This is a genomic window from Sphingobium lactosutens (assembly GCF_013393185.1).
In the GTDB taxonomy this organism is placed as follows: domain Bacteria; phylum Pseudomonadota; class Alphaproteobacteria; order Sphingomonadales; family Sphingomonadaceae; genus Sphingobium; species Sphingobium lactosutens_A.
Genome location: NZ_QJQX01000037.1, coordinates 108,175 through 128,990, shown reverse-complemented (window position 1 = coordinate 128,990; position 20,816 = coordinate 108,175). Strand labels below are relative to the sequence as shown.

Genomic DNA, 20,816 nt, shown 5'->3' with positions numbered 1-20,816 from the left:
GGCGACTATTGCCGTAGCATGTCCCGCGCGACGATCATCCGCATCACCTGATTGGTGCCCTCCAGGATCGAATGGACCCTGAGGTCGCGCCAGAAGCGCTCGATCGGATAATCCATCAGATAGCCGTAGCCGCCATGAAGTTGCAGTGCGCGATCGGCCACGGACGATCCCGTGTCGGTAGCAAGCCGTTTCGCCATCGCGGCGAAGCGGGTCTTGTCGGGCGCATTCTCCGTCACCTTGACCGCGGCGGCATAGAGCAGGGTGCGCGCCGCCTCCAGTTCGGTCTGCATGTCGGCGAGCGTGAACTGGGTATTCTGGAAGTCGGCGATCGACTGGCCGAACTGCTTGCGATCCTTGGTATATTGGACCGCCTCGTCGATACAGCGCTGCGCGCCGCCGAGCGAACAGGCGCCGATATTGAGGCGGCCGCCGTCCAGACCCATCATCGCGATGCGGAAGCCTTCGCCTTCGCCGCCGACCAGATTTTCCACCGGCACCCGCACGCCGTCAAAATTGACCTGCGCGGTGGGTTGGGAATGCCAGCCGAGCTTGCGCTCCTGCGCGCCGAAGCTGACGCCCTCCATGTCCTTTTCGATGACGAGGCAAGAAATGCCCTTGGGGCCATCCTCTCCGGTGCGAACCATGACGACATAGACTTCATTCTCGCCGCCGCCGGAGATGAACTGCTTGGAGCCGGTGACGACATAATGGTCGCCTTCCCGGACCGCGCGGGTCTTGAGGCTGGCCGCGTCGGAGCCTGCGCCCGCCTCGGTCAGGCAATAGCTCGCCATGCGCGCCATCGGGACGAGGTCGGGGAGATATTTGTCCTTCACCGCCTGGCCGCCGAAACGGTCGATCATCCAGGCCGACATATTGTGGATGGAGATGAAAGCGCTGGTGGACGGGCAGCCATAGGACATCGCTTCCATGATCAGCGCGGCTTCGAGACGGCCCAGGCCGATGCCGCCCGCTTCCTCCGACACATAAATGCCGCCAAAGCCTAGTTCGGCGGCGGCGCGGATCGTATCACGGGGGAAGATATGCTTCTCATCCCACTCGCCGGCATGCGGGGTGATCGCGTCGGCGGTAAAGCGCTGCGCCATCTCCTGGATCGCGCGCTGGTCGTCGGTCAGGTCGAATTGGGTCATGGCAGCCTCATTCCTCAACGGCGTCATGCCGGACTTGATCCGGCATCCAGAGTGTCGCGCATTGCGCCGGGAACTCTGGATCCTGACTTTCGTCAGGATGACCAAAGAGGGAGAGGCCGAGCCTCTCCCCCCAATCCTCTCACCCCATGGTCGGGATGACGAAGGCGTTGGCCGCATCGCCCACGCCGCCATCGGGCCAGCGCTGGGTGATGGTCTTGACCTTGGTCCAGAACTTCACGCCTTCCATGCCATGCTGGTTGGTATCGCCGAAGGCCGACCGCTTCCAGCCGCCGAAGGTGTGATAGGCGACCGGCACCGGGATCGGTACGTTGATGCCGACCATGCCGACATTGACGCGAGCGGCGAATTCGCGTGCCGCATGACCGTTGCGGGTGAAGATAGCGACGCCATTGCCATATTGATGCTGGCTGGGGAGGGCGAGCGCCTCCTCGAAGCTTTCGGCGCGCACCATCTGGAGTACGGGGCCGAAGATTTCCTCCTGGTAGGAGCGCATGGTCGGCTTCACATGGTCGAACAGCGTCGGGCCGACGAAGAAACCTTCCTCATGCCCCTGGAGCGTGAAGCCGCGACCGTCGACCACCAGTTCCGCGCCTTCGTCAACGCCCATCTGGATATAGCTTTCGATCTTCGCCTTGTGCGCGGCGGTGACGACCGGGCCATAATGGGCGTCGGGATCGGTGGAAACGCCGACGCGCAGCGCTTCGATCGCGGGGATCAGCTTTTCGCGGAGCGCGATGGCTGTCTTCTCGCCCACCGGGGTCACGACGGGGAGCGCCATGCAGCGCTCACCCGCCGACCCGAAGGCGGCGCCGGAGAGGTCATTCACCACCTGGTCGAGGTCCGCGTCCGGCATGACGATGCCGTGGTTCTTGGCGCCGCCCATGGCCTGCACGCGCTTGCCGTTGTCGACGCCGCGCTTGTAGACATAATGGGCGATGTCCGACGATCCGACGAAGCTGATCGCGCCGATATCCGGATGGTCGAGAATGGCGTCGACCATTTCCTTGTCGCCCTGCACGACCTGAAGGATGCCTTCGGGCAGGCCGGCTTCCAGGAAGAGTTCGCAAAGGCGCACGGGCACCGACGGATCGCGTTCGGATGGCTTCATGATGAAGGCATTGCCGGTCGCGATGGCGACGCCCGACATCCACAGCGGAATCATGCCGGGGAAATTGAAGGGCGTGATGCCCGCGCCGATGCCGATAGGCTGGCGGAAGCTGTAGACATCGATGCCCGGACCCGCGCCCTGGGTATATTCGCCCTTGAGGACATGGGGGATGCCGCAGCAGAATTCGATGACTTCCAGGCCGCGCTGGATGTCGCCTTTGGCGTCGGCGATCACCTTGCCATGTTCGGAACTGAGCAGATGCGCCAGTTCGTCCATATTCTTTTCGACCAGCGCCTTGAAGTTGAACATGACGCGGGCGCGACGCTGCGGATTGACCATGGCCCAGGCCGGCTGCGCCTTCTTGGCGGCCTCGACCGCCTTGTCGAGCAAAGCGGCGTCGCCCAGCGCGACGCGGGCCTGCACGCTGCCATTATTGGGATCGAACACGTCGCTGTAGCGCGTCGGCGCGACGTCATGAGCGAAGGCGAGCTTGTGCGAAATCTCACGCATTGGGGGATCCTCTCCTTGGTTGCCGCCTTGTAGCGCTGCGGCGTTATTGCAAGCAACAGCGGAATATCGCATGACGATGCTGCAATAATGCAGCGAGAAGGGGCGGCATGTTCGATTGGGACGATCTCAGGGTATTTCTGGCGGTGGCGCGCGCGCGCAAGGTTGCGCCAGCGGCCCGGACGTTGGGGATCGACGCGACGACCATAGCGAGACGGCTGGCGCGGCTGGAAAAGGCGCTCGATGCCGAACTGTTCGAGATGGGGGCGGGCGACCGGTCGCTGACATTGCGGGGGCAGGAATTGCTGGGCCATGCCGAGGCGGCCGAAAGCGCGGCGTTGGCGGCGGTCGAGCAGATGAGCGGGCAGGAAAGCAAGCTCAGCGGGCAGGTAAGGCTGTCTGTAGCGGAGGGCTTCGGCACCTGGGTGCTCGCGCCAGGCATGGGGGATTTCAACCGGCGGCATCCGGGCATTCGCCTCGACCTCATCACCGCGTCGGGTTTCCTCAACCCCTCCAAGCGCGAAGCGGACATGGCGGTGATGCTCGCCCGGCCCCAGCGCGGACGGCTGACGGTGCGGCGACTGGGGGATTATCGACTGCACCTCTATGCCTCGCCCGCTTATCTGGAGCGGGTCGGCCGGCCGGGCAAGCCGGCGGATCTACGCGACTGCACGCTGGTTGGCTATGTGCCGGAGTTCATCTTCTCTCCCGAACTCGACTATCTGGACGAGGTGGAGGCGGGGCTGGAGGCGCATCTGCGATCGACCAGCATCACCATGCAGCAGAGGATGATCGCGGAGGGCGCGGGGATAGGCGTGCTGCCCGACTTTATCGGCCGGCGCGATCCCGGCCTGATGCCGTTGATGGCGGATCGGGTGGAGATCGTCCGCAGTTTCTGGCTGGTCATGCATGGCGACATGCGGCGGCTGGCGCGCATTGGAGCGGTTGCTGATTGGTTGCAGGAAAGGGTCGATATCTTAAAGTCAATCGACGTGGCCTCTCGACATCGCTAAGGGAGTCGCGATGGATAGAGAGCGGTCGCATTTCGCCCATGCAGCATAAGCCCAAGCGCAGCCGGGCCATAGCCCTGCAAGGCAACGAGTTTCGCGCGCGCGCGACCGAATATCTGGACTTCCTCGCCGCCTGGGTGAAGAAGCCGCGGCAGACTGCGTCGGTGGTGCCGTCTAGCCGTTATCTCGCCCGGCTGATGGTGGCGCAGATCGATCCGCAGGATGGCCGCGTGCTGGAACTGGGCGGGGGCACCGGCGTCTTCACCCGCGCGATCCTGGAAACCGGCCTGCCGCCTGAAAAGCTGGAGGTGGTGGAGATCAATCCCGCATTCGCCCGTGGCCTGCGCCGCCATTTCCCGCATGTATCCGTGCTGGAAACCCCGGCGCAGATCGTGTCGACCGCGACTGCAGGCGAGCCGGGCGACTATCAGACGGTGGTGAGTGGCCTGCCGCTGCTGGCGATGGACCGGCGCATGCATGTCGACATCCTGTCCGAAGCCTTCCGCATGCTGAAGCCGGGCGGCAGCTTCGTGCAGTTCACCTATTCGATGCGTCCGCCGGTCAATCGCGAGCTGCTGGAAGCGCTGGATCTGGATGTGGTGCGCGCCGGCCAGACGGTGCGCAACTTCCCGCCAGCCACCGTCTTCCGCTTCTTTCGCCGGGGCGAATAGCGACAGAGTGTGAGAAAAGGGGCTGCATCGGGTGATGCGGCCCCTTTCTCTTTGCCTTAGTAGAAGGCGCCGTAGATCACGTCGACGATCTTGCGGTCGCGGGTGCGGACCAGCAGGAGATCGGGTCCATAGCGGACCCAGCGATAGCCGCGCGGCGGCGCGCCAACGCCGAGATGGGCATAGTCATCATAATAATATTGGGTCGACAGGAAGATCGTCGGCAGCAGCAGGCCGATGCTCCAGCGGCGATAGCGGTAGCCGTGCGGATAGAGGAAGCCGGGCCGATGAATCGGCGTGAAATGCGGTGGACGGCCCGCGCCGGGACGATGCGGCGGCAGCGGCCTGACTGGGCGAGGCGGTTGCGGTTTGTCGGGGCGTGGCGGCTGAATGGCAGGGCCGCCAGGTCCGGGGCGGGGCGGCTGGATTGACGGGCCGCCCGGACGAACGGGCTGAACGGCCGGACCACCGGGCCGGGGCGGTTGAGGTTTGGGGGGATTGGGTCGGGAAGGCGGCGTCGGTCGCGTGGTGGGCTGGGACGGCCTTTGCATCCGGTCCTGCTGTTGCTGGGCCAGCGCTATGTCGGGTGTGACGATCAGCGCGATAGAGAGAAAGAGGACTGCCTTTTTCATAGGGCCTTCTCCGCATATGGGATGCGGAAGCTATGCTCATCATATTGCCGGAGCAATGTTTTTTGAGCGGTTGTATCGTGGCGTCGCGGCCCTATCTTCGCGGCAACGCAAAAGGGGCAGAGCCATCCATGGCATCCATCATTGAAATCAAAGGCCTGACGAAACGCTATGCGTCGGGTTTCGAGGCGCTGAAAGGCGTCGACCTGACCATTGAGGAAGGCGAGATTTTCGCGCTGCTGGGGCCGAATGGCGCGGGCAAGACGACGATGATCTCCATCATCTGCGGCATCGCCCGCGCGACCGTCGGCAGCGTCACCGTGGCGGGGCACGATATCGTGCGCGACTATCGCGGCGCGCGGACCGCAATCGGGCTGGTGCCGCAGGAACTCAGCACCGACCAGTTCGAACAGGTGATCGACACCGTGACCTTCAGCCGTGGCCTGTTCGGCAAGCCGCGCAACGACGCCTATGTCGAGAAGATCCTGCGCGACCTGTCGCTGTGGGACAAGCGCAACGCCAAGATTCTCGAACTGTCCGGCGGCATGAAGCGCCGCGTAATGATCGCCAAGGCTCTCAGCCACGAACCGCGGGTGCTGTTCCTCGACGAACCCACCGCCGGCGTCGATGTCGAACTGCGCCGCGACATGTGGAAGCTGATCGGCGAACTGCGCCAGACCGGCGTCACCATCATCCTGACCACCCATTATATCGAGGAAGCCGAGGAAATGGCCGATCGGGTGGGCGTCATCAACAAGGGCGAGTTGATGCTGGTCGAGGAAAAGACCACCCTCATGAAGAAGCTTGGCAAGAAGGCGCTGACCGTGGTGCTGGCCGATCCGATCGACGCGGTGCCGGCGGAACTCGCCGAATGGGCCGTCACGCTGGGCGCCGACGGCCATGAGATAGACTATATTTTCGATACCCAGGCCGAACGGACCGGCGTGTCGTCGCTGCTGCGCAAGCTGGGCGATCTCGGCATCGCCTACAAGGATCTCAACACAAGGCAGAGCAGCCTGGAGGATATTTTCGTGAGCCTGGTCCATCAGGAGAAGGCCGTATGAGCCTCCGAAACCTGCGCGCCATCGCGTCCATATATAGGTTCGAGCTGCATCGCTTCCGGCGCACCCTGCTGACGGGCCTGCTGGTCCCGGTCATCACCACCTCGCTCTATTTCGTCGTGTTCGGCGGGGCGATCGGGTCGCGGATGACGGAAGTGGACGGCATTCCCTATGCCGCCTTCATCGTGCCGGGTCTCATCATGATGGCGATGTTCACGGAGAGTATCTTCAACGCCAGCTTTGGCATCTACATGCCCAAATTCACCGGCACCATTTACGAACTGCTATCGGCGCCGGTCTCCGCGGCCGAGACGATCGTCGCCTATGTCGGCGCGGCGGCGACCAAGTCGCTCATCGTCGGCGCCATCATCTTCCTGACGGCGCATCTGTTCGTCGACGTGCCGGTGGCGCATCCTGTCGCCATGGTCGGCTTCATGGTGCTGATCGCGGTCAGCTTCTGCCTGTTCGGCTTCATCCTGGGCATCTGGGCACAGAGTTTCGAGCAGTTGCAGGTGATCCCGCTGCTGCTCATCATGCCCATGACCTTCCTGGGCGGGGCCTTCTATTCGGTGCACATGCTGGCCGAACCGTGGCGCACCATCACCCTGTTCAACCCGATCGTCTATCTGATCTCGGGTTTCCGCTGGACCTTCTTCGGTCGCGGGGATGTGGGGATCGAGTTCAGCCTGATCTTCGTCGCCGGCATGCTGGCGGTTTGCATCGCCATCATCGGCTGGATGTTCCGAACGGGCTATCGATTGAAGAAATGAGCGGGGCGTGAAAACGCTCCGCGGCAATTGCGTTGCGAGCACAGCGAAACGATCCACGGCCTGGCCACGGATTGTTTCGTTGTGCTCGCAATGAGGAAATTACGGGACCGAAAACCGCAGGAAATCAGGCAGCCTGGCTTTCGGGCGTCACGGCAAAGAGGGTCACGCCCTTATATTTGTCGTCGCCGTCATTATAGAGGCCGTACATCGCCTCGAACGCTTCATCCAGCACCTGAATGTCGGACAGGCCGACCAGCTTGAACGTGCCGAGCTTCAGCTCGCGCGGCGGGCGGCCGTCGCGATCCGTAGTCACGGCATCGATGAACATCTCATCATGACGCGTATAGAGGATGTGCGGCGCCAGGGTGACGACCATCTTGTTGTAGGTCACCTTCAGGCACTTCTGGAGCGCTATCGCTTCAAAAATCTCGGTCGGGGCTTGCATGATCGGTTTTCCCTGACCGATTTTCGTGATTCTTTCAATTGCTTTGTGCGCCGCACCATATCCCTTCCGTGCAATCGCCGGGATGAACGGTTCAGGCCGGGACCAGGCCCAGCCGTTCGCGCAGGCTCCACCGTGCGATCAGAAGCACCGCGACCGCGCCGAGGCCGCTGGCAAGGCCCAGCCAGATGCCGACCCCTTCCATATGGAAGGGAAAGGCGAGCAATGTGCCGACACCGATGCCCACGATCCAATAGCCGACCAGGGCGAAAATCATCGGCACCTTGGTATCCTGCACGCCGCGCAACACCCCGGCGCCTACCGCCTGCGCTGCATCCACCAACTGGAACAGGGCGGCAATTGCAAGGAAACTGACGGCAAGGCTCGCGGTACGGGCATTGGCGGGATCCGACAGGTCGAGAAAGGCCGATACGAGCGTGCGCGGCATCAGGATCAGCAGTGCACCCGAACAGAAAGCGAAACCGGTGCCGATCAACAGCGCCAGCCAGCCGGCGCGGCCGATCCCGGCGCGGTCCTTGCGCCCATAAGCGATGCCCACCCGCACCGTGGCCGCCTGGCCGATGCCCATGGGCACCATGAAGACGAGGGCGGCGATCTGGATCGCGACGGCGTGGGCGGCCAGCGAGTCGCGATTGATAAGCCCCATGAGGAAGGCCGATGCGTTGAACACCGTCGTTTCGAACCCCAGCGTGATCGCGATCGGCAGGCCCAGCGCCCAGACCTGCCGGTGCCGCTCGCGGTCGCGGGTCCAGAAACGGCCCATCAGCCTGTATCGGCGGAATCTCCGGTCCACCAGGATGACGACCATCAGCCCCAGGAAGAGGAAGCTGGACGACAGGCTGCTCGCCAGTCCCGCGCCGAACAGGCCGAGCGCGGGGAAACCCAGATGGCCGAAGATCAATGCCCATCCCGCCGCCACATTGAGCGGGATTGCGGCGAGCATCACGACGAGGCCCCAGATCGGCCGCTCCAGCGCGGCGATGAAGTTGCGCAGCGTGGTGAAGCAGAGAAAGGGCAACAGCGCCCATTGCAGGCCGCGCATCAATTGCCCGGCTTCATGGGCAAGATCGGCCTGCTGCCCCATGGCGAGCAGGATCGTCTCACATTCCCACAGGATCGCCCAGGCAGGCAGGACGAAGAAGATGGCGGCGCGCAATGTCTGGTGGACCGTGCGGCGCACGTCGCGCACGCTATGGCGACGCCGGCCCCGTTCGCTGGCGATCAGCGGCGACGCCGCGGTGACGAGGCCCATGCCGAAGATCAGCAGCGCATGGAACAGGTTGATGGCGAGTGCGCCTGCCGCCACGCTTTCAGCGCCCCGGCGGCCGAGCAACAGCAGATCGGTCGCTGCGATCGCCGACCAGGCGATATTGCCCGCGATCATCGGCAAAGCGAGCGCGATCAGCGCGCCTGCCTCGATGCGCCAGGGGGAAGGGTGGGTCACGTTGATGGTCCAGACGAGAAGATACGGTGCTCCTGCGGAAGCAGGAGCCCAGGATGCTGGGCGCTTATCGACGCCCTGGGCTCCTGCTTCCGCAGGAGCACGGCGTTCATAATGGCCTCAGTGCTTCTTGAACAGGTGCAGCACGCCGACGATGACGCCGCCGACTACCAGCCCGACGATCGCACCGCCGATGGCGTTGACCAGCCAGTCGAGGAAGCCGCCGATCGCGGGTACGGCATGGGCGGCGCCTTCCGCCACATGGTGGATCGCACCGGGGATCAGGTCCAGATGGAATTCGTGCAGGCCGTGGACGATCAGGCCGCCGCCGACCCACAGCATGGCTGCGGTGCCGACCACGGCCAGGATCGAGATCAGGATCGGCATTGCCTTCACCAGCGCGCGGCCCAGCGCCTTCGTGCCGGCGGATTCCTTCTTGGCGAGATGCAGGCCGATATCGTCCATCTTCACGATCAGGCCGACCACGCCATAGACGCCCGCTGTGATCAGGATGGCTACCACGAGGAGGATGATCGCCTGTTCCCATACCGGTTCGGTCGCGACCGTGCCCAGCGCGATCGCCATGATTTCGCCCGACAGGATGAAGTCGGTACGGATCGCGCTCGATACCTTCTGGTTTTCCAGCTCGCGCGAACTATGCGTCTCGATCGCCTCCTCGGCAACATCATGTCCGCCCTCGAACGCCTCCAGCAGCTTTTCCACCGCTTCGAAACAGAGAAAGGCCCCGCCCAGCATCAGCAGCGGCGGCAGCAGCCATGGGGCAAAGGCGCTCAGCAGCAGCGCGGCCGGCAGCAGGAAGAGCAGCTTGTTGCGCAGCGAACCCTTGGCGATCTTCCAGATGATCGGCAATTCACGGTCGGGGGTCAGGCCCATCACATATTTGGGCGTGACGGCAGCGTCGTCGATGACTACGCCGGCGGCCTTGGAACCCGCGCGGCCGGCGGCGGCCGCGACATCGTCCAGCGAGGTCGCAGTCAGCTTAGCAATGCCCGCCACATCGTCGAGCAGCGCGATCAGACCCGAAGGCATAGTCTTTGTTTCCCCTGTTGCGGGCGAAAACGCCCGTGCGTCAGCCTCATAGAGGGCGCGCATCGGGGGAGCAATGGACTGTATCGGTTCGGAAAATCGAAGTCAGGTTGGTTTGAAATGCAGGGAAGTACGCATTTTCAGTACGGCGCCAATCGCTGAACAGCGCATTGCCTATCAGGCAATTCAGAAGTTTCCGGGCGGGTCGCTGGCGGGGAAGCTTTCGTCGGACTGTTCGTCGACCTTGTCCCACTGATCGGGCGAAATGCCATTTTGCGGCCCCGCGTCGCGCACGATGCCGGACGAGCCGACCGGTCCGCGATCGTCGGGCGCCTTGTCATCGCCCATCCATTCACGCCAGCCCTTGAACGCCATCGCGCCAAGGCCGGTGACGATGGCCAGTTTAAACAGCCCCTTCATGGTCGCTTCTCCTGCTCGGGATGCAGATGAACCCAGTCGGCGCGGTCGCCACCGACGCTATCCGGCGTCAGGCGAATCTCGCCTTCTTCGTCCGATCCTGGCGGTGCATCCTCATCGGCGGCAAGCCGCCCGACGCCCCAGCGTTCGCGCAGCGCCGCGTCGATCATCGCGTGCCATATGCCCGCGTCGCCCGCGGCGCGCATGGCGGCATCCGGCTCCTTGATCAGGGCGAGAATGCTGGCGGCATCCTCCACCCGGACGGGCCAATCGGCCGGTTCGGCCGCAGCGAGATGGCGCGCGAGCCGTTCAATCAGGGAGCGGTCTTCCATGAAGACCGAACGCACGTCGACGCAGCCCGTTCCGTCCCGTCGTGACGATATCGCACCGATATGAACCGCGGGCCGTGCGGCGTGTTGAACCGGAGCGAGGTGCAGAGGAGATCGGCCATGCCCCAGGGTGACAAGAGCAGCTATACCGACAAGCAGAAGCGCAAGGCGCGGCATATCGAAAAGGGCTATGAGGAGCGGGGGGTCGGCCATGAGGAGGCCGAGCGCCGCGCCTGGGCGACGGTGAACAGGGAATCGGGCGGCGGCAACAAGTCCGGCTCGGGTCGCGGCAGGCCCGACACCCATGTTTCGTCGCGCAAGGGTGTGCGAAAGGGCGGCGCGGCCTCCGCCCGCCGTTCGGCCGCCGATCGTTCCGCTGCGGCGAAGAAAGGCTGGGAAACCCGGCGGAAGCGAGCGCAGGGTTGACGCGCGCAGCTGCCGCCGGCCAGTTGGGCAAAGCGCCTGACCTTCCGGCGGTCACATCCCGTCATCCCAGCGAAAACCGGGATTTCATGCTACGACCTTCTCTCCATCTGAGGACCCGGCTTGCGTGTGGCGCGAAATGAGGATGGGGAAGGCGGAAAGTCCGGCTTCCCGTCCAAATTCCCCCTCCCGCAACCAACAAAAAAGCCGCCCGTTTCGGGGCGGCTTTCTTGTTCGATCCTGTCAGAAGGCTCAGGCTTCTTCAGCCGGCGCTTCTTCGGCTTCCACGGCGATTTCGCCGGGTTCCGCGTTGGGATCATAATCTTCGGTGAAGCCGGCTTCGTCCTTTTCGAACAGGTCGGCCATCACGTCGACGCCCTGCGCCTGCAGGTCGGCTTCTTCCGGCGAGCGGGCGACGTTCACCGTGATGGTGACGGCCACTTCCGGGTGCAGCGCGACCTTGACGTCGAAGACGCCCAGGGTCTTGATCGGGCGTTCCAGCACGACCATCGCCTTGGTGACGTTGGTGATGCCTTCGGCGTGCAGCGCTTCCACCACGTCGCGGACGGCGACCGAACCATAGAGGTGGCCGGCGTTCGACGACTGGCGGATCAGGACGATCTGCTTGCCGTTGACGCCTTCGGCAGCCTTTTCGGCGTCCGTGCGGCGAGCAGCGTTGTCGGCCTCGATCTTCGCGCGGTTGGCTTCGAAGACCTTCTTGTTGGCGTTGTTGGAGCGCAGCGCCTTCTTGTTGGGCAGCAGGAAGTTACGGGCATAGCCGTCCTTCACGGTGACGACGTCGCCGATCGCGCCCAGCTTCTCGATGCGTTCGAGGAGAATGATTTCCATGGGTCTTTCCCCTTACTTCACGATGTAGGGCAGCAGGCCCAGATGGCGGGCGCGCTTGATGGCCGAAGCCAGCTCACGCTGCTTCTTGGCGGACACAGCCGTGATGCGGCTGGGGACGATCTTGCCGCGTTCGGACACGAAGCCCTGCAGCAGACGGACGTCCTTATAATCGATCTTCGGCGCATCCTTGGCGGCGAAGGGGCAGCTCTTGCGGCGGCGGAAAAACGGGCGTGCCATGTTTCAGATCTCCTTATTCAGCAGCCGGGGCTTCTTCGCGGTCGCGGCGCGGGCCACGATCTTCGCGATCGCCACGGGGGCCACGATCGCCACGGGGACCACGGTCGCCACGTTCCGAACGCTCCTGCTTGCGCATCATCACCGACGGACCGGTTTCCAGCTCATCAACCTTGACGGTCATGTAGCGGATGATGTCTTCGTTGATCTGGGTCTGGCGCTCCAGTTCCGCAACGACGCCGGCGGGGGCATCGATGTTCAGCATCACATAGTGAGCCTTGCGGTTCTTGGCGATCTTGTACGCGAGCGAACGCAGGCCCCAGGTCTCGACCTTGGTGACTTTGCCTTCATTTTCCTCGACGATCTTGGTGGCGGTTTCCGCCAGGGCGTCCACCTGCGCCTGTGCCAGATCCTGGCGCGCAAGGAACACATGCTCGTAAAGAGCCATGGGTAAGCCTCATCATGTTGGCCGATCGCTGACGCCCACCCCATGTGGAACGCCCCTCCGGCTGTCGTCTCAATGCTTCGCGGTGACGCCGAGTCACCCCGGAGCCGATGCGAAGGCGCGCCTATGGCGGAAAAGCGGGGGGAAAGCAAGGGCGCATCGGTGCGCCATGGCCGTGCAAACATGCCACTTGCCCTGCGCTTGTCGCAGTCCTGTTTTTCCTCTTAGATCAAGCGAGAAGATTAATCTGGGAGAGTTCATGGCCGTAGCGATCGCCGCCCTGTCGCTGATATTGCTGATGATCGCCGCCTATCGCGGCATGAGCGTCATCGTCATGGCGCCGCTGCTCGCCATGCTGGCGGTGTTCCTGACCGACCCGACGGCCGTTCCCGCCGCCTTTTCCGGCCTGTTCATGGAACGGGTCGCGAGTTTCCTGAAACTCTATTTCCCGGTCTTCCTGCTGGGCGCGCTGTTCGGCAAGCTGGTGGAGATTTCCGGCTTTTCCCGCGCGATCGTGACCGCGGTGATCGGCTTTATCGGCGCGAGCCGGGCAATCCCGGCGATCATGATCGTGACCGCGCTGCTGACCTATGGCGGCGTTTCGGTCTTCGTCGCCGTGTTCGCCGTCTATCCCTTCGCGGCCGAGATGTTCCGCCGCGCCGACATTCCCAAGCGGCTGGTGCCGGCGACCATCGGGCTGGGCGCGCTGACATTCACCATGGATGCGCTGCCCGGCACGCCGCAGATCCAGAATATCATCCCGACCAGCTTCTTCGGCACGACCACATGGGCCGCGCCGCTGCTGGGGGTGGTCGGATCGGCCTGCATCGTGGCGCTGGGCCTCGCCTATCTGGGCTGGCGGCGGCGCAGCCTGATGGCGGCGGGGGAGGGCTATGGCGCGCTCGAAACGCTGGTCAACGAACCGGAACGGCATGAGGAGGATGCGCGCATCCATCCGCTGATCGCGCTGCTGCCGCTGCTGGTGGTCGGGCTGGGCAATCTGCTGCTGACGCTGGCGATCCCGCGCTGGGTGAGCGGGGAGGAGGTGACGCTGTCGCTGCCCGGCATGGCCGATCCGGTTGCGGTCAAGGTGGCGCAGGTTTCCGCGCTCTGGGCGGTCGAGGGCGCATTGCTGCTGGGGATCGGGACGATCCTGCTCTTCGCCTTCCCGACCGTGGCGAGGCGCTTTGCCGACGGATCCAAGGCAGCGGTCGGCGGGGCACTGCTGGCGGGGATGAATACCGCCGTCGAATATGGCTTCGGCGCGGTGATCGCGGCGCTGCCGGGCTTCCTGCTGGTCAAGGAAGCGCTGCGCGCCATTCCCAATCCGCTGGTCAACGAAGCGATGACGGTGACGTCGCTCGCCGGCATCACCGGATCGGCATCGGGTGGCCTGTCGATCGCGCTGGCGGCCATGGCGGAACAGTTCGCGGCGGCGGGAGACGCGGCGGGCATCCCGCGCGAAGTGCTGCACCGGGTCGCCTCCATGGCGTCGGGGGGCATGGACAGCCTGCCGCATAATGGCGCGGTCATCACCCTGCTGGCGGTGACGGGCCTGACTCACCGGCAGGCATACAAGGACATATTCGTCCTGACGCTGATCAAGACGATGACGGTCTTTGTCGTGATCGCCGTCTATTATCTGACCGGCCTTGTCTGAAATATAACGCTTCTGCGCAGAAAAATGCTCCCGAAGGCGAACCTTCGGGAGTATTTCGATATATGTTTCAGGCTTAGCGAATGGCGCTGCCGACGACCGCGCCGATGATGCCGCTGGTGATCGCGATCAGCACCGCATCATTGCCCGAGCGGACCCACTGATAGCCGCGCGGTGGTGCCGACAGGCGATAGTCCCGATAATTGTTCACCACCCGATAATTGGTGGCATAGCGCCGGTCGAAGCGCTGGCCCTTGGCCCAGCGGCGGCCATTGTCGCGATGCATGTCCTTGCGCACGACGGTCTGCTTCTTCACGACCGTGCGGCCATTGGGCTTGTGCTGGACGGTGGTGCGGGTGACTTCGTGACGGCCGGGCGCGGCCTGCGCCTGCGCGGTGACGATCGGGCTGGCGACCAGCGTCGTGGCGGTCAGGGCCATGATGATCTTCTTGAACATGTCTTGCTCCTTTACCTGTGTATCGGGCGCCATTCCGTGGCGTCGAAGACAGAGATAGGCGGCACTTGTCGCAAGCCTGTGCCAGGGAACGAGGAAGATTGTCGGAAAGTGTAACACTATGCGATTTAGCCTGAACAGATGTTCATAAAAGCTAAAATTACAGTAGGTTATGCTTGTCACGGAGACGTGGAGGGCGCGATGAACGCATGCTGATCGCCATCCGGCGCTGCCTGACGTTCGGAGAGCAACCCCGCCTTCAGCATGACCGTTCCGCACCTTCGCGCGAACAAAAAAGCCCCGCAGCATCGCTGCGAGGCGTCGGAATTGCGGCGGGAAGGCCGGTCAGTTCGGCAGCGGCGTCGCTATCACCACCATGCGCTGGAGCAGGATCGGCCTGTCCTTGCCGTCGATCATCGGTGCGGGTTGGGCAGCAGGGGCAGCGGCCAGTGCAGACAGGCTGGCGCCAAGGACCAGCGCGCTGCTAGCAAAGCTGAGAGCGATGGTCTTCATGATGGGGGTTCCTTCCTTGGCGCCGAGGTGACGGCGTGGAAGGAGCTTTAGGCGCGGGATGTCGCAGGACTGTGCCGGGCATGGGTCGTCTTTGTCGGAAATTGTATCAGGCGGGATTCAATCGAGCAGCGCCAACGCTGCAAGAGTGTCTTTACGCGTTGGCCGCCAGTCATCATCTCTCGCAGTAAAGCGTCCGCTATCGTCTTCCACGAAAAATATCGCATCTCGCGTAGCATCGTCTGCGAACTCGAAATCATCATTCATGACAATGCAGTCAGCAATGTAGTTAGCCGCGTCGAAGGGTAGCTGCTCGTTGGCTAACGCTTCCAACAATCTCCGCGCGCCCTCCTTGGTCACTATAAATGATGGTCCGTCAGAAATGACAATACGCCCATTAGCGGTTGCCTTGAGCGATGCTCTGAAGGCGGCCACCTCAGCAGCTATTTCTACAGCTAATGTCTCAGGCGAAATGGTGCCCGACAAAAATCCGACTATTGAGGAATGCTGCATCCGACCAAACTGCACCGTTCATCGAACGTCGGCAATGACGAATTGTGTAGAGGTCTGTCGACGGCAACTTCTGGTCGCCTCTCGTCATGCCGGGCTTGACCCGGCATCCCGCTTCTCTTCGCAAGCGCCCATGAAGAAGCGGGGTCAGGACCAAGCACGGATGACGTTTGTGCTCATCTACTCATGCCGCAGCGCGTCGATCGGATTGAGCGCCGCCGCGCGCCGGGCCGGGAAATAGCCGAACACCACCCCGATCGCCGCCGAGAACAGAAAGGCGATCGCATTCACCTTCACGTCGAACAGGAAGGGCACCTGCATCAGCGGGGCGATGGCGACGGAGGCGATGAGGGCGAGGAACAGGCCGATCAGGCCGCCGAGGCAGGACAGCACGATCGCCTCGACCAGGAACTGCATCAGCACCTCGCGCGCGACTGCGCCGATGGCGAGGCGGATGCCGATTTCCCGCGTCCGCTCCGTCACCGACACCAGCATGATGTTCATGATGCCGATGCCGCCGACCAGCAGCGATATCGCCGCCACCGCGCCCACGATCTGGGTCAGGATGGTGGTCGTGCCGGTCAGCGTGTCGCTGATCTGCTTGGTGTCGAAGACGTTGAAATTGTCCTGATCGCCCGCCTTGATCTTGCGCCGCTCGCGCATCAGTTCCTCAAGGCTGCTCTGAACGGTGGCGCTGTCATAGGCGTCGTCCACCGCGACCATGATCTGGCTGATGTCGCGGTCGCCGGTGAAGCGACGCTGCACGAACTTGATCGGCATGACGACGACGTCGTCCTGATCGCCGAAACCGCCCTGGCCGCGGGTCGCCAGCACGCCGACGACCTGGCAGGACACGCCCTTGATCCGCATCCGCTTGCCGACCGGTTCTGCGCCCTGGAACAGGTTGGTGCGCACCGTATTGCCGATGATACAGACGGATTTCCCCGCTTCCTCCTCGTCGGGCAGGAACAGGCGGCCATCCTGCACCTTCCACTGCTGCACCTCCGAATAGGCTGAGGTCGTGCCATAGACGGTGGTCGACCAGTTATTGCCTTCATAGATGGCGGTGCCGCTCGACTGCACCACCGGCGCCACGGCGCGCACGCCGGTCAGCTGGTTTTCGATCGCGGTAAGGTCGGCGGGCTTGAAATCGGGTGGACGCGGACCGCCGCCGCCACGGCCGAAGCCTTGCCCCGGCCGCAGTTGCAGCACATTGGCGCCGAGCGAACTGATCTGCTCGCGCACGGCTGCGGTCGCGCCATTGCCCAGCGTCACCATGGTGACGACCGCCGCCACGCCGATGATGATGCCCAGCGTCGTCAGGAAACTGCGCAGCTTGTGCCGGTTGATCGCGCGAAAGGCGAGGATGACGGTGGTGCCCAGCATTACGCCTTCACCCCTTCCTCGATGCTTTCGACCAGCCCATCGCGGAAATGGACGATGGTGCGGGCATAGGCCGCCATGTCGGGTTCATGCGTCACCATCAGCACGGTGATGCCGCTGTTGCGGTTGAGATCGGTCAGCAATTCCATGATCTCGATCGAGCGCTGGGAATCGAGGTTGCCGGTCGGCTCGTCCGCCACCAGCACGTCGGGCTGAGTGACGATGGCGCGGGCGATGGCGACGCGCTGCTGCTGGCCGCCGGACAGTTCGGCGGGCGTATGGTCCCACCAGTCCTTGAGGCCTACCTTGTCGAGCGCGGCCATGCCCATGTCGTAGCGCAGCTTCTTGTCCTCGCCGCGATAGAGCAGGGGCAGTTCGACATTCTCCAGCGCCGTCGTGCGCGACAGCAGGTTGAAGCCCTGGAACACGAAGCCGAGATAGCGGCGGCGCAACAACGCTCGCTGATCGCGGTCCAGCGTCTCCACATGATGGCCCTTGAACAGATAGGTTCCGCCAGTCGGCACGTCGAGGCAGCCGAGAATGTTCATCGTGGTCGACTTGCCCGAACCCGACGGACCCATGACGGCGACGAAATCGCCCTGCTGGATGTCGAGGTCGACGCCTTTCAGCGCCTGAAACGCGGTCGGCCCCTCGCCATAGACTTTCGTCACGCCGCGTAGCGAGATGATGGGATTGACGGACACGGATCAGCTGCCGTTCTGGCGGCCGGTGCCGCGCGTTTCGGACGGGGCGGGCTGGCTATTGCTGGGGGCGACCGGCGCGGTTTCGGGCGCGGCGTCGCCCGAATTGCCGAGCTTGCCGACCGTCGCGGGCGTGCCGTCGGCCGACGGGTTGCGCTGGCGGTCGCGCGCGCCCTGATCCTTTTTCGCGTCGCCATTCTGGTCCTCGGCGGGCGCCTGCTGGCCCTTGGCGAGCTGGCCGGTGATGACGCGCATTCCAGCCTTCAAATCGCCGCCGGTGATGACCGTTCGCGATCCGTCGCTCGCGCCGACCGTCACCTGAACCGCCTTGGGATCGCCATCCTCACCCACGACATAGACGGTCTGGCTGCTGCCCGCACCGAAGCTGACCTGACGATTGCCGCCACCGCGCCGCATCCGGCCGGGGCCGGGCAGGACGCTGGTGATGCCGCCGCCCTGCGCCTGCGTGCTGGGCTTGAAGCGCAGCGCGCTGTTGGGGACAAGCAGCACGTCATGCAGTTCCTGCGTGATGATATCGGCCGTCGCAGTCATGCCGGGGCGCAGCGTTTCATCCTTGTTGTCGACCGACAGCACCGCGGTATAGGCGACGACCGTCCCCGTCGATGTGCTGGTGGAACTGCTGCTGGTGGACGAGGAGGACGAACTGCTCGAAGCGTTCGACCCGACATTCACCCGCGTGACTTTCGCCGGGAAGGTGCGGCCGGGGAAGGCGTCGACGGCGAAATTGGCGGTCTGGCCTTCCTTCACCTGACCGACGTCGGCTTCGTCCACCGACACCTCGACCTCCATCTGCGTCAGGTCTTCGGCCAGCGTGAAGAGAACCGGCGCATTGAGCGACGCGGCGACGGTCTGACCCGGCTCGATATCGCGGGACAGGACGACACCGTTCACCGGCGACACGATCTGCGCGATCGACAGGTTGGTCTGCGCCGTGGACAGCCCCGCCTGCGATACGCGCACCTGCGCCTGCGCCGACCGCAGATTGGCAAGCGCGCTCTGATAGTCGGCGCGGGCCGAATCCAGTTCGGTCTTCGCCGGCACGCGGCCGCCCGATAGCCTGAATACATTTTCCTGCCGGTCGAGCGTCGCCCTGGCCAGCGCGACCTGCGCCTGCGCCTGCGCGACACTGGCCTGCGAAGAGGCGACCTGCGCCTGATTCTGGTTCACCGTGTCGACCAGACGGCGGGTGTCCAGTTCGGCCAGCTTCTGCCCCTTGGTCACGCGGTCGTTCACGTCGACATAGACGGCGGTGATCTTGCCCGATTGTTCGGACCCGACATCGACCTGATTGATCGGCTTCAGATTGCCGGTCGCCGACACGCTGACCGTCAGGTCGCCCTGCCGCACTTCGCGCGTCGCGTAATTGGCCTTGTCCTCGCCCGAAAAGCAGCGGGCGACGAGCAATATAAGGATCAGCAAAATGACCCCGATACCGCCCCGGATCGCCCATTTGCGCCAGGGTTTCTGCGGCTTCTCGCCGAGGAAGTCGCTCAAATCCTTATCGGTGCTCACATCATTGCTCATTAGGGCGATTGTCCATGCTCTGCCAGCCGCCGCCCAGCGCATTGTAAAGCTGGGCGATGGCCAGAACCTCGTCGGATTCAGCCGAAGCGAGGCTGTTGCGGGCGTTCAAGAGGGTGGTTTCGCTGGTCGACAGCGTCTGGAAGTCGGTCAGGCCCGCCTGATACTGGCTGCGCGCCAGGATCGTGGCGTTGTTCGACGCTTGCATGGCGGTGGCGAACTCGGCTTTGCGCGCGCGGGCGCTGACCAGCGACGCCATCGCATTCTCGACATCCTCCAGCGCGGTCAGCACGCTCTGCTTGTAGGCGGCAAAGGCGGCGTCGGTCGCGGCCTTCTGCGACCGGACCTGTGAGGCGAGGCGGCCGCCGTCGAAAATGGTCTGCGCCACATTGGCGAAGATGCCGCCGGTGATCAGGCTGAACAGCTCCCTGAAGCTGTTCGACGTGGTGCCGATGTTGCCGCTGATCCCCAGCGAGGGGTAGAGCTGCGCCTGCGCCACGCCGATCCGCGCGGTGGCGGCGGCCAGCGCCCGTTCGGCGCTGCGCACATCGGGCCGCTGGCGCAGCGTGTCGGCCGGGATGCCGGTCGCGATCTGCGTCGATGCGGTGGGGATGGGGGCAGGGGTCTCCAGCGCGCGTGTCGCCTCGCCCGGCGCTTGCCCCGTCAGCACGGCGATGCGGTTCAGGCTACCGCGCAAGCTGGCCTCCAACTGCGGAATGCTTGCATTGGTCTGGGCCAGCTGCGCCTTGGCCTGCTGCTCGTCCAGCGAGGAGACGAGGCCCGCCTGCAAGCGCCAGCCGGCGATATCATAATTGTCCTTCTGGACCGCCTGCGTTTCGCGGGCGACGCGCAACTGCTCCTGCGCCAGCCGCGCCTGCACATAGTTCGTCACCAGTTCGGAGACGATCGTCATCCGCACATTGGCGAGGTCATAGCCCGACGCGGCGAGGTCGGCGCGGGCGGCTTCCGACGTGCGCGCCAGTTCGCCGAACAGGTCCGCCTGCCAGCTGGCGTTGGCGCGGATCGAATAGCTGCTCGACCAGTTGCTGGAGCCGCCGCCGATCGGATTGCCGCTGCTGTCGAGGCGGCCGCCGGCATCCTGGCTGCTATAGTTGCGACCGCCCGTTCCCGATCCGCTCACCTGCGGCAGGAAGCTGGCATTGGCCTGACGCAAACTCTCGCGCGCCTGCCGCAACCGTGCCTGTGCCTGCACGATATCCAGATTGTTCGCCACCGCCGCGTCGATCAGTCCCGTCAGGGCCGGGTCGTTGAGGCGCGTCCACCACTGGGCGAGGTCCGCATCGTTCAGCGCACCGCCATCGCCCTGACTATAGGCCGCAGGAACGCCCAATGCGCCCGTCTGCGGCGCGTGATAATCGGGGCCGGCGGCGCAGGCGGACAGCATAAGCGCGGTCCCGCTGATCCATGCAAAGCGATAACGCACCTTTTCCTTGCACTCCGTCATCGTTAAAGGGACCGCCACGCGCCA

The 20,816-nt window shown here is 64.0% G+C and carries 24 protein-coding genes; 6 read left to right on the top strand and 18 right to left on the bottom strand.

All coding sequences use genetic code 11. The annotated features are described in order from the left end of the window. Positions 1 to 5: 5 nt before the first annotated feature. Together DM806_RS08205 and DM806_RS08200 are read right to left on the bottom strand one after the other, a co-directional pair. Complete coding sequence (locus DM806_RS08205; RefSeq protein WP_179042740.1) at positions 6 to 1,148, bottom strand: acyl-CoA dehydrogenase family protein; 1,143 nt, start codon at positions 1,146 to 1,148, stop codon at positions 6 to 8. A gap of 139 nt (positions 1,149 to 1,287) precedes the next feature. Next, complete coding sequence (locus tag DM806_RS08200) at positions 1,288 to 2,787, bottom strand: CoA-acylating methylmalonate-semialdehyde dehydrogenase (RefSeq protein ID WP_179042739.1); 1,500 nt, start codon at positions 2,785 to 2,787, stop codon at positions 1,288 to 1,290. Between the two features lie 107 nt (positions 2,788 to 2,894). On the opposite strand from DM806_RS08200, the gene DM806_RS08195 reads away from it, so the two are divergent. Continuing rightward, positions 2,895 to 3,797, top strand: a complete 903-nt coding sequence (locus DM806_RS08195; RefSeq protein ID WP_179042738.1) for a LysR family transcriptional regulator — start codon at positions 2,895 to 2,897, stop codon at positions 3,795 to 3,797. A 38-nt stretch (positions 3,798 to 3,835) separates the two neighbouring features. After that, positions 3,836 to 4,465: a class I SAM-dependent methyltransferase gene (locus DM806_RS08190; protein ID WP_179042737.1), complete on the top strand. Its 630-nt coding sequence runs from the start codon at positions 3,836 to 3,838 to the stop codon at positions 4,463 to 4,465. A gap of 56 nt (positions 4,466 to 4,521) precedes the next feature. On the opposite strand, the gene DM806_RS08185 is transcribed toward DM806_RS08190, so the two are convergent. Then, entirely contained in the window at positions 4,522 to 5,094 is a 573-nt protein-coding gene (locus DM806_RS08185) for an RcnB family protein (RefSeq protein ID WP_179042736.1), read from the bottom strand. A gap of 128 nt (positions 5,095 to 5,222) precedes the next feature. Between DM806_RS08185 and DM806_RS08180 the strand changes: the two genes are divergently transcribed. Together DM806_RS08180 and DM806_RS08175 are read left to right on the top strand one after the other, a co-directional pair. Next, on the top strand, positions 5,223 to 6,155 hold the full coding sequence (locus tag DM806_RS08180; RefSeq protein ID WP_179042735.1) for an ABC transporter ATP-binding protein: 933 nt from the start codon (positions 5,223 to 5,225) through the stop codon (positions 6,153 to 6,155). Continuing rightward, complete coding sequence (locus DM806_RS08175) at positions 6,152 to 6,922, top strand: ABC transporter permease (protein WP_179042734.1); 771 nt, start codon at positions 6,152 to 6,154, stop codon at positions 6,920 to 6,922. Before DM806_RS08180 ends, DM806_RS08175 begins: the two co-directional genes overlap by 4 nt. Before the next feature lie 124 nt (positions 6,923 to 7,046). Here the strand turns inward: DM806_RS08175 and DM806_RS08170 are convergent, their stop codons facing one another. The 5 genes from DM806_RS08170 to DM806_RS08150 form a co-directional block, all read right to left on the bottom strand. Then, positions 7,047 to 7,367: a hypothetical protein gene (locus tag DM806_RS08170; RefSeq protein ID WP_179042733.1), complete on the bottom strand. Its 321-nt coding sequence runs from the start codon at positions 7,365 to 7,367 to the stop codon at positions 7,047 to 7,049. A 91-nt stretch (positions 7,368 to 7,458) separates the two neighbouring features. Further along, positions 7,459 to 8,769 (bottom strand): MATE family efflux transporter, encoded by a 1,311-nt coding sequence (locus DM806_RS08165; protein WP_179042888.1) that lies wholly within the window; start codon positions 8,767 to 8,769, stop codon positions 7,459 to 7,461. A 177-nt stretch (positions 8,770 to 8,946) separates the two neighbouring features. Further along, on the bottom strand, positions 8,947 to 9,876 hold the full coding sequence (locus tag DM806_RS08160) for a DUF808 domain-containing protein (protein WP_179042732.1): 930 nt from the start codon (positions 9,874 to 9,876) through the stop codon (positions 8,947 to 8,949). A 183-nt stretch (positions 9,877 to 10,059) separates the two neighbouring features. Beyond that, positions 10,060 to 10,293 carry a hypothetical protein gene (locus DM806_RS08155; RefSeq protein ID WP_179042731.1) on the bottom strand — a complete coding sequence of 78 codons (234 nt, stop codon included), beginning with the start codon at positions 10,291 to 10,293 and terminating at the stop codon, positions 10,060 to 10,062. Then, complete coding sequence (locus DM806_RS08150) at positions 10,290 to 10,622, bottom strand: hypothetical protein (protein ID WP_179042730.1); 333 nt, start codon at positions 10,620 to 10,622, stop codon at positions 10,290 to 10,292. The genes DM806_RS08155 and DM806_RS08150 overlap by 4 nt, the downstream gene beginning before the upstream one ends. Before the next feature lie 117 nt (positions 10,623 to 10,739). Between DM806_RS08150 and DM806_RS08145 the strand changes: the two genes are divergently transcribed. Next, positions 10,740 to 11,045, top strand: coding sequence for a plasmid stabilization protein (locus DM806_RS08145; protein ID WP_179042729.1), 306 nt, complete (start codon positions 10,740 to 10,742; stop codon positions 11,043 to 11,045). 249 nt (positions 11,046 to 11,294) lie between these two features. On the opposite strand, the gene rplI is transcribed toward DM806_RS08145, so the two are convergent. The 3 genes from rplI to rpsF are packed head-to-tail and all read right to left on the bottom strand — an operon-like array spanning position 11,295 to position 12,573. After that, positions 11,295 to 11,891, bottom strand: coding sequence for a 50S ribosomal protein L9 (rplI, locus tag DM806_RS08140; protein WP_179042728.1), 597 nt, complete (start codon positions 11,889 to 11,891; stop codon positions 11,295 to 11,297). Between the two features lie 12 nt (positions 11,892 to 11,903). Further along, on the bottom strand, positions 11,904 to 12,128 hold the full coding sequence (gene rpsR / locus DM806_RS08135; RefSeq protein WP_009821298.1) for a 30S ribosomal protein S18: 225 nt from the start codon (positions 12,126 to 12,128) through the stop codon (positions 11,904 to 11,906). A gap of 13 nt (positions 12,129 to 12,141) precedes the next feature. Next, the gene (rpsF, locus tag DM806_RS08130) at positions 12,142 to 12,573 is read right to left on the bottom strand and encodes a 30S ribosomal protein S6 (protein WP_179042727.1); all 432 of its coding nucleotides are present in this window, start codon (positions 12,571 to 12,573) and stop codon (positions 12,142 to 12,144) included. A gap of 256 nt (positions 12,574 to 12,829) precedes the next feature. Here rpsF and DM806_RS08125 point away from each other — a divergent pair, with 256 nt between their 5' ends. After that, positions 12,830 to 14,230, top strand: coding sequence for a GntP family permease (locus DM806_RS08125; protein ID WP_179042726.1), 1,401 nt, complete (start codon positions 12,830 to 12,832; stop codon positions 14,228 to 14,230). A gap of 73 nt (positions 14,231 to 14,303) precedes the next feature. On the opposite strand, the gene DM806_RS08120 is transcribed toward DM806_RS08125, so the two are convergent. From DM806_RS08120 to DM806_RS08090, 7 genes are all read right to left on the bottom strand, one after another. Next, positions 14,304 to 14,684 (bottom strand): RcnB family protein, encoded by a 381-nt coding sequence (locus DM806_RS08120; protein WP_179042725.1) that lies wholly within the window; start codon positions 14,682 to 14,684, stop codon positions 14,304 to 14,306. Between the two features lie 342 nt (positions 14,685 to 15,026). After that, a complete protein-coding gene (locus DM806_RS08115) occupies positions 15,027 to 15,194 on the bottom strand; it encodes a hypothetical protein (RefSeq protein ID WP_179042724.1) in 168 nt (55 codons plus the stop codon). 117 nt (positions 15,195 to 15,311) lie between these two features. After that, positions 15,312 to 15,704, bottom strand: coding sequence for a hypothetical protein (locus tag DM806_RS27200; protein ID WP_256869167.1), 393 nt, complete (start codon positions 15,702 to 15,704; stop codon positions 15,312 to 15,314). A gap of 177 nt (positions 15,705 to 15,881) precedes the next feature. Further along, a complete protein-coding gene (locus DM806_RS08105; RefSeq protein WP_179042723.1) occupies positions 15,882 to 17,087 on the bottom strand; it encodes an ABC transporter permease in 1,206 nt (401 codons plus the stop codon). Continuing rightward, a complete protein-coding gene (locus tag DM806_RS08100) occupies positions 17,087 to 17,788 on the bottom strand; it encodes an ABC transporter ATP-binding protein (RefSeq protein WP_179042722.1) in 702 nt (233 codons plus the stop codon). The genes DM806_RS08105 and DM806_RS08100 overlap by 1 nt, the downstream gene beginning before the upstream one ends. 3 nt (positions 17,789 to 17,791) lie before the next feature. Next, positions 17,792 to 19,330 (bottom strand): efflux RND transporter periplasmic adaptor subunit, encoded by a 1,539-nt coding sequence (locus tag DM806_RS08095; RefSeq protein ID WP_179042721.1) that lies wholly within the window; start codon positions 19,328 to 19,330, stop codon positions 17,792 to 17,794. Beyond that, on the bottom strand, positions 19,320 to 20,792 hold the full coding sequence (locus tag DM806_RS08090) for an efflux transporter outer membrane subunit (protein ID WP_179042720.1): 1,473 nt from the start codon (positions 20,790 to 20,792) through the stop codon (positions 19,320 to 19,322). The genes DM806_RS08095 and DM806_RS08090 overlap by 11 nt, the downstream gene beginning before the upstream one ends. Between the last annotated feature and the right edge of the window lie 24 nt (positions 20,793 to 20,816).

Bases quoted from the DNA above. Each gene is read 5' to 3' on its own strand.
- DM806_RS08205 (WP_179042740.1), bottom strand. From the start codon at position 1,148: ATGACCCAATTCGACCTGACCGACGACCAGCGCGCGATCCAGGAGATG.
- DM806_RS08200 (WP_179042739.1), bottom strand. From the start codon at position 2,787: ATGCGTGAGATTTCGCACAAGCTCGCCTTCGCTCATGACGTCGCGCCG.
- DM806_RS08195 (WP_179042738.1), top strand. From the start codon at position 2,895: ATGTTCGATTGGGACGATCTCAGGGTATTTCTGGCGGTGGCGCGCGCG.
- DM806_RS08190 (WP_179042737.1), top strand. From the start codon at position 3,836: ATGCAGCATAAGCCCAAGCGCAGCCGGGCCATAGCCCTGCAAGGCAAC.
- DM806_RS08185 (WP_179042736.1), bottom strand. From the start codon at position 5,094: ATGAAAAAGGCAGTCCTCTTTCTCTCTATCGCGCTGATCGTCACACCC.
- DM806_RS08180 (WP_179042735.1), top strand. From the start codon at position 5,223: ATGGCATCCATCATTGAAATCAAAGGCCTGACGAAACGCTATGCGTCG.
- DM806_RS08175 (WP_179042734.1), top strand. From the start codon at position 6,152: ATGAGCCTCCGAAACCTGCGCGCCATCGCGTCCATATATAGGTTCGAG.
- DM806_RS08170 (WP_179042733.1), bottom strand. From the start codon at position 7,367: ATGCAAGCCCCGACCGAGATTTTTGAAGCGATAGCGCTCCAGAAGTGC.
- DM806_RS08165 (WP_179042888.1), bottom strand. From the start codon at position 8,769: ATGATCGCGGGCAATATCGCCTGGTCGGCGATCGCAGCGACCGATCTG.
- DM806_RS08160 (WP_179042732.1), bottom strand. From the start codon at position 9,876: ATGCCTTCGGGTCTGATCGCGCTGCTCGACGATGTGGCGGGCATTGCT.
- DM806_RS08155 (WP_179042731.1), bottom strand. From the start codon at position 10,293: ATGAAGGGGCTGTTTAAACTGGCCATCGTCACCGGCCTTGGCGCGATG.
- DM806_RS08150 (WP_179042730.1), bottom strand. From the start codon at position 10,622: ATGGAAGACCGCTCCCTGATTGAACGGCTCGCGCGCCATCTCGCTGCG.
- DM806_RS08145 (WP_179042729.1), top strand. From the start codon at position 10,740: ATGCCCCAGGGTGACAAGAGCAGCTATACCGACAAGCAGAAGCGCAAG.
- rplI (WP_179042728.1), bottom strand. From the start codon at position 11,891: ATGGAAATCATTCTCCTCGAACGCATCGAGAAGCTGGGCGCGATCGGC.
- rpsR (WP_009821298.1), bottom strand. From the start codon at position 12,128: ATGGCACGCCCGTTTTTCCGCCGCCGCAAGAGCTGCCCCTTCGCCGCC.
- rpsF (WP_179042727.1), bottom strand. From the start codon at position 12,573: ATGGCTCTTTACGAGCATGTGTTCCTTGCGCGCCAGGATCTGGCACAG.
- DM806_RS08125 (WP_179042726.1), top strand. From the start codon at position 12,830: ATGGCCGTAGCGATCGCCGCCCTGTCGCTGATATTGCTGATGATCGCC.
- DM806_RS08120 (WP_179042725.1), bottom strand. From the start codon at position 14,684: ATGTTCAAGAAGATCATCATGGCCCTGACCGCCACGACGCTGGTCGCC.
- DM806_RS08115 (WP_179042724.1), bottom strand. From the start codon at position 15,194: ATGAAGACCATCGCTCTCAGCTTTGCTAGCAGCGCGCTGGTCCTTGGC.
- DM806_RS27200 (WP_256869167.1), bottom strand. From the start codon at position 15,704: ATGCAGCATTCCTCAATAGTCGGATTTTTGTCGGGCACCATTTCGCCT.
- DM806_RS08105 (WP_179042723.1), bottom strand. From the start codon at position 17,087: ATGCTGGGCACCACCGTCATCCTCGCCTTTCGCGCGATCAACCGGCAC.
- DM806_RS08095 (WP_179042721.1), bottom strand. From the start codon at position 19,330: ATGAGCAATGATGTGAGCACCGATAAGGATTTGAGCGACTTCCTCGGC.
- DM806_RS08090 (WP_179042720.1), bottom strand. From the start codon at position 20,792: ATGACGGAGTGCAAGGAAAAGGTGCGTTATCGCTTTGCATGGATCAGC.